Annotated in this window: 1 protein-coding gene; it reads right to left on the bottom strand. The window is 32.4% G+C overall.

What is annotated here, in order from left to right:
* Positions 1 to 313: 313 nt before the first annotated feature.
* A complete protein-coding gene (locus LS69_RS10080) occupies positions 314 to 499 on the bottom strand; it encodes a hypothetical protein (protein ID WP_138124718.1) in 186 nt (61 codons plus the stop codon).
* Positions 500 to 834: the final 335 nt, after the last annotated feature.

Genomic DNA, 834 nt, shown 5'->3' with positions numbered 1-834 from the left:
TTGTTTTGTAGTTTTCTTAATTTTTTAGGACTTAATAGTTGCACAATAATAACCTCTTGAATGTTTATATAAGCTTGTATTGAAAATGAGACTTTTCAATACAGAAATGAGGCAATAGAAAAGCATTATGAAATATTGAAATTGAGATAGTTTCAGATATATTTAAAAACTTACAAAAAACGACCTTTTAAATCACTTCAAATATTAAATTTACATTCATTAGCTTCTAAACATTTAGCAATGCTTGCAAGACAAGATCTCCGAAGGGATTCCCAAAAACACCACAAATAAAGTCAATAAAGCAAAAAAAACCTTATAAAAAAGAAGTAAGCAGGAAAAAGAAAACATAAAAAACTGCAAGAGTGGCTAATCCTTGTGGTAGCGATTCAGTAAAGAACCAAATCTGCTCTTTAAAGCGAGATAAAATTTCTCTTATCTCCTCCCTAAAAAGTGTGGCAATTGCCGCTAAGATTACGATAAATAAATTTAGGATTTCCATAACGAATCCTTTGTGTGATAGTTTCCACCCTCACACCCAACTAAATAGCCAAAAAAGCCCAGTTCCCAAAGGAAGCCGAGCTTTTTTACTAACACATAAGGATTCTGTAAATGGATTTACTGAATCTTTTGTCCATATAGCCTTTATGGATAGACACATTATGCCATATTTCATACAAAGGCGAGTAAATGAACCTAGAGAACGCTTTAATTGTTATTGAAAGCCCAAACAAGAAAGAAAAGATTGCAAAAATCACAGGGGCGCAAGTATTCGCCACAGGCGGACATTTTAAAGAATTAAGCAAAGAGGTTATTAAAGATACAGAAAGCTATGAA

Origin of the sequence: Helicobacter sp. MIT 05-5294 (assembly GCF_000765675.1) — a bacterium.
Taxonomy (GTDB): domain Bacteria; phylum Campylobacterota; class Campylobacteria; order Campylobacterales; family Helicobacteraceae; genus Helicobacter_D.
This window is presented reverse-complemented; position numbering and strand designations above follow the sequence as displayed.

What these genes read in the sequence shown, in the direction of transcription:
- LS69_RS10080 (WP_138124718.1), bottom strand. Translation starts at nt 499, where the DNA reads ATGGAAATCCTAAATTTATTTATCGTAATCTTAGCGGCAATTGCCACA.